This is a genomic window from Mycobacterium sp. ABE4_509, from assembly GCF_056160785.1.
This window is the reverse complement of sequence record NZ_JBSWXU010000230.1, coordinates 1-4,963: the sequence shown is the minus strand read 5'-3', so window position 1 is coordinate 4,963 and position 4,963 is coordinate 1. Positions and strand designations below refer to the sequence as shown.

Sequence of the window (4,963 nt, the reverse complement as noted above, 5' to 3'; positions counted from 1 at the left end):
GCCTCCCACCGGTCGCGGGCGCGGGTGCCCGACGGCGCCTCGGCGGTCAGGCCCAGCGGCTCCAGCGTCGCGCGCACCACATCGGCAACGCCGGCCTCGGGATCGGTGCCGCGTTCGGCGACCCGCTGCAGGGCCAGTACGGCCTGCCGGATCTCCTGCCGGCTGAAGAAACCCTCACCGCCGCGGACCTGGAAGGGCACCCCGGCTTCGGTCAGCGCCTCCTCGTAGACCTCCGACTGCGCGTTGATCCGGTACAGCACCGCGATCTCGGAAGCGGCCGTGCCGGATTCGATGAGTTTGCCCACCCCGCGGGCCACCGCCGCGGCTTCGGCGACCTCGTCGGGATACTCGTTGAACGTCGGGTTCGGGCCGGGCGGGCGCTGCCCGACCAGGTGCAGCTTGCTGCCCGCCATCCGGCCCCGCGCGGCGGCGATGACCCGGTTGGCCAGCGACACCACCTGCGGGGTGGAGCGGTAGTCACGCTCCAGGCGCACCACCGCCGCCTCGGGGAAACGCCGGGAGAAATCCAGCAGGTAACGCGGTGAGGCCCCGGTGAAGGAGTAGATCGTCTGGTTGGCATCACCGACGACGGTCAGATCGTCGCGCCCGCCCAGCCACGCCTGCAGCACCCGCTGCTGCAGGGGTGTCACGTCCTGGTATTCGTCGACGACGAAGCAGCGGTAGCGGTCGCGGAACTCCTGGGCCACCGCGGCGTCGTTCTCGATCGCCGCGGCGGTGTGCAGCAGCAGGTCATCAAAGTCCAGCAGCATCAGGCCTTCCCGGCGCGACTTGAGCGACTCGTATCCGGCGTAGGCCGTCGCGGTCTTGGCGGCGTCGAACGGGATGTCGCGGCCGGCCTCGGCGACCGCGTCGGGGTAGCCCTCGGGGGTGATCAGCGACGCCTTGGCCCATTCGATCTCGCCGGCGAGGTCACGCACATCGTCGGTGCCGGTCGCCAACCCCGCGCGGTTGGCGGCCTGGGCGACGATCGCGAACTTGGAATCCAGTAGCTGCCAGTCGGTGTCACCGACGACGCGGGGCCAGAAGTAGGCCAGCTGGCGCCGCGCCGCGGCGTGGAAGGTCATCGCCTGCACCGACTCGGTCGGGGCGGCGGCGTCATCGGTGGTGAGCGCACGAAGACGCGCGCGCATCTCCCCCGCGGCGCGCTGGGTGAACGTCACCGCGAGCACCTGGCCGGGCGCGACGTGCCCGGCGGTCACCAGATGGGCGATGCGCCGGGTGATGGTGCGGGTCTTACCGGTACCGGCACCGGCCAGCACGCACACCGGCCCGCGCGGTGCGAGCACCGCCTCCCGCTGCTCTTCGTCCAGGTCGCCCAGCAGCAGATCACGCGAAGCTGTCGGGGACATGGCGACCATCATGTCAGCGAGCTCCGACACATGTGGCCCCGGCGCGGCATGGATCGGGCATCGGCTACGTTGAAGGGCCTATGAGCGCAAACGATGCCGCCACGGTCACCATGTACACCACGTCCTGGTGTGGGTACTGCGTCCGGCTGAAGAAGATCCTCAAGAACGAGGGCATCAGCTACACCGAGGTCAACATCGAACGCGACGCGACCGCAGCGGACTTCGTGGCGTCGGTCAATGGGGGCAACCAGACCGTGCCCACCCTGAAGTTCGCCGACGGGTCCACGCTGACCAACCCGAGCGGCGCACAGGTCAAGGCCAAGATCGCCGGCTGAGCCCGACCACGCTCGCGAACGTGCATTCCCTGTCGCCGCGGCGCGCTCACTGCTACAGGGAACGCACATTCGCGGTCACTAGGGGGCTCAGTCCAGGGCGGCCCAGGACTCGATGATCTCCCGGGCGATCGAGATCGAACCGGGCAGCAGCAGCCGCGAGCCGTCACCACCGGAACCCCAGTCCCCGCGGTCCAGTGCCTCGCGGATCTCGGCGCGGGTGAACCAGGCCGCCTCGGCGATCTCGCCGTCGTTGAACGAGAACTGCTGCTCCGGGTCACCGATGGCGTGGAAGCCCACCATCAGCGACCGCGGAAACGGCCACGGCTGAGAGCCCAGATACTCGACGTCGGTGACGGTCAGCCCGATCTCTTCGGCGATCTCGCGCACCACACACGACTCGAACGACTCCCCGGCCTCGACGAACCCGGCCAGGATCGAGAACAACCGCTGCGGCCACACCGCCTGACGCGCCAGCACCGCCCGGTCGTGCCCGTCGTGGACCAGACAGATGACCGCGGGATCGATGCGCGGGAACTCCTCGCGGCCGCTGAGCGCACTGACCCGCGACCAGCCGGCCTTGACCGGCCGGGTCGGCGCACCGTCCACCGGGCTGAACCGGGCGTTGTCATGCCAGTTCAACAACGCGGTGGCGGTGGCCACCAGCTGCGCGCTCAGGTCGTCGAACACATCCCCGGTACGACGCAGATCCAGCACCTCGGTGGGGGCCTGCGCATCCTCGGGGGGCTCCAGCTCCGAGCGCATCGCCCACACATGCCGACCGTCGTCGAGCCGGCCCAGGAACACCGCGCTCTCCGGCGGAGTCTCGCCGGCACCGCCGGCCCGGTTCAGCACGGCGCGGCCCTGTGAGATCAGCACCTGGTTGCGGCGGTCCACCCGCAGCAGCAGCGCGTCGGGCCACCCGGCGACCGCGGCGTCGACATCGGTGCGCAGCGCGTCGGCCCGGTCGGCCCCCACCCGCGACAGCAGCGGAACGTGGCGCAGCCGGAAGCTCACCGATCCGCCTCGGCGCTGCGGATGTACAGCAGCCGGTCCCCCACCTCGAGCGCGTCGACCTCGGCGTCGTCGACCCGGATCAGCTTGTTGCCCCGCACCACGCCCAGCACCAGGTCGTGCAGATGCCGCGGGGAGCCGCCGGCCTCCTTGGGTGAGACCTCACGTTCGGCGATCGCGAACCCGGCGTTGGGTGTCAGCAGGTCCTCCATCATCTCCACGACACTGGGTGTCTGCACCGCGATGCCGAGCAGGCGACCCGCGGTTTCCGAGGTCACCACGGTGGAGTCGGCGCCCGACTGTTCGAGCAGGTGCTGGTTCTCGGCCTCGCGGACGGCGGCGATGATCTTGGCCTTCGGGGCGAGTTCGCGCGCGGTCAGCGTGACCAGCACTGCGGTGTCGTCACGGTTGGTGGCCACGATGATCGATTTCGCGTGCTGCGCGCTGGCCAGCCGCAACACCTCGGAGTCGGTGGCGCTGCCGCGCACCGTCACCAGCCCGGCGCTCTTGGCGCGTTCGAGCGCGGCCGGATTCTCGTCGACGATGACGATGTCGGCGGGGGCCACTTCGTCGCCGATCATGGCGGCCACGGCCGTGCGGCCCTTGGTGCCGTACCCGATCACCACGGTGTGGTTGCGCAATTTGTTCCTCCACTGCTGGATCTTGAACGCCTGCCGCGATTCGGTGGTCAGCGTCTCGACCGTGGTACCGATCAGCACGATCAGGAACGCCACCCGCAGCGGCGTGATGACCACGATGTTGACCAGCCGGGCGGACTCCGTGTACGGGGTGATGTCGCCGTAGCCGGTGGTCGACAGCGACACCGTCGCGTAGTAGAAGCAGTCGAGCAGCGACAGCCCGTCCTCCTGGACGTCGCGGTAGCCGTCGCGGTCCAGGTAGACGATCAGCACCACCGCGCACAGCACGGCAAGGGCGATGACGATGCGTTTGGTGATCCGAACCCACGGGCTGGGCAGATCCTCCGGGATCTGCACCCGGTCGGTCAGGGCATGCACCGGGAGGTCGGTCAGCCCTTGGTCGAACCGACGAAGCCGCCGACGCAGCCTGCCCTTAACCACGGGGGCCTGTCAGGGGGTGAGGCAACCGCACCAGCACAATGTAATCATGACCTCCTCCGCACCCGCACAGCAGCAGCCCCCGACCCGCGTGTACCGGATGGCGGCGATGCTGCTCGGCATCGGCACGCTGCACTTCGTCGCCCCGAAGCCGTTCGACGACATCGTTCCCGAGGAGCTGCCCGGCAGCGCGCGGTTCTACACCTACGCCTCCGGGGTGGCCGAGGTCGGCATCGGCGCGGCGCTGCTGGCGCCCAAGACCCGCCGGCTCGGCGCGCTGGCCGCGATCGCGCTGTTCGTCTCGGTGTTCCCGGCCAACGTGAACATGGTGCGGCTGTGGTTCCGGGAACCGGCCAAGCCGCTGCCGCTGCGCATCGTGGCGATCGCCCGGCTGCCGTTCCAGATCCCGATGATCCTGGGTGCGCTCAAGATCTACCGCGACTCCTGACCTTCTCACGCAGCCGCGCCGTCGAACCCCTCGGCGAGCAGCGCGGCCAGCTCGTCGGCCTCGGGCAGCGCGTCGGGGACCACGGTGCGCCCACTGCGCACATAGTGGAACGCCGCGCGCACCGACGACACCGGGCACCCACGCAGCCCGGCCCACGCCAGCCGGTACACCGCCAGCTGAACCGCGTTGCGCTGCAGTTCCTCGGAGTCGGAGGGCGGTTCACCGGTCTTCCAGTCCACCACGGTCATGCCGCCGTCGGGGTCGGCGAAGACCGCGTCGATGCGGCCCCGCACCACCTTCGCGCCGAGCACCATGTCGAACGGCACCTCGACATCGACGGGAGTACGTGCCGCCCAGGGTGACAGCGCGAACGCCGACTGCAGCTCCTCGAGTTCGCCGCGGTCGGGCCGGTCCGCGTCGACCGCACCGGGCAGGTCGTCGAGGTCGAAGAGCTTCTCGGCCTGGAAATAGCGGTGCACCCATTCGTGAAAGGCCGTTCCCAGCAGCGCGTGCGGATCGGGCCGGCGCGGGAGGCGCCGGTTCAGCCGCTGCGCCACCGCGCCGGGATCGCGCCCGAGTTCGACCATCGCGCTGACCGACAGCTGCATCGGCAGCGACGGTGTCCCCGGGCGGGCGGTCTGCGCACGTTCGGCCAGCAGCGCGTCGACGTCGGCCGCCCAGCCGTGCTCGTCGCTTCCCCCGGCCGCCGGCCCGCCGGTGGTC

At 70.3% G+C, this 4,963-nt stretch carries 6 protein-coding genes; 2 read left to right on the top strand and 4 right to left on the bottom strand.

Going from position 1 to position 4,963, the window contains the following annotated elements:
• The coding region (locus ACXAID_RS27015) for an ATP-dependent helicase (RefSeq protein ID WP_475025251.1) at nucleotides 1-1,370 on the bottom strand (1,370 nt) is incomplete at its 3' end.
• A gap of 80 nt (nucleotides 1,371-1,450) precedes the next feature.
• Between ACXAID_RS27015 and ACXAID_RS27010 the strand changes: the two genes are divergently transcribed.
• Entirely contained in the window at nucleotides 1,451-1,705 is a 255-nt protein-coding gene (locus ACXAID_RS27010; RefSeq protein ID WP_475025250.1) for a mycoredoxin, read from the top strand.
• Nucleotides 1,706-1,792: 87 nt separating this feature from the next.
• Here the strand turns inward: ACXAID_RS27010 and nudC are convergent, their stop codons facing one another.
• Entirely contained in the window at nucleotides 1,793-2,719 is a 927-nt protein-coding gene (gene nudC, locus ACXAID_RS27005; RefSeq protein WP_475025249.1) for an NAD(+) diphosphatase, read from the bottom strand.
• Nucleotides 2,716-3,795, bottom strand: a complete 1,080-nt coding sequence (locus ACXAID_RS27000; protein WP_475025248.1) for a potassium channel family protein — start codon at nucleotides 3,793-3,795, stop codon at nucleotides 2,716-2,718. The genes nudC and ACXAID_RS27000 overlap by 4 nt, the downstream gene beginning before the upstream one ends.
• A gap of 46 nt (nucleotides 3,796-3,841) precedes the next feature.
• Here ACXAID_RS27000 and ACXAID_RS26995 point away from each other — a divergent pair, with 46 nt between their 5' ends.
• Nucleotides 3,842-4,240 (top strand): DoxX family protein, encoded by a 399-nt coding sequence (locus ACXAID_RS26995; RefSeq protein WP_475025247.1) that lies wholly within the window; start codon nucleotides 3,842-3,844, stop codon nucleotides 4,238-4,240.
• Nucleotides 4,241-4,245: 5 nt separating this feature from the next.
• On the opposite strand, the gene ACXAID_RS26990 is transcribed toward ACXAID_RS26995, so the two are convergent.
• Nucleotides 4,246-4,963: RecB family exonuclease (locus tag ACXAID_RS26990; protein ID WP_475025246.1), on the bottom strand; the 718-nt coding region annotated here is incomplete at its 5' end.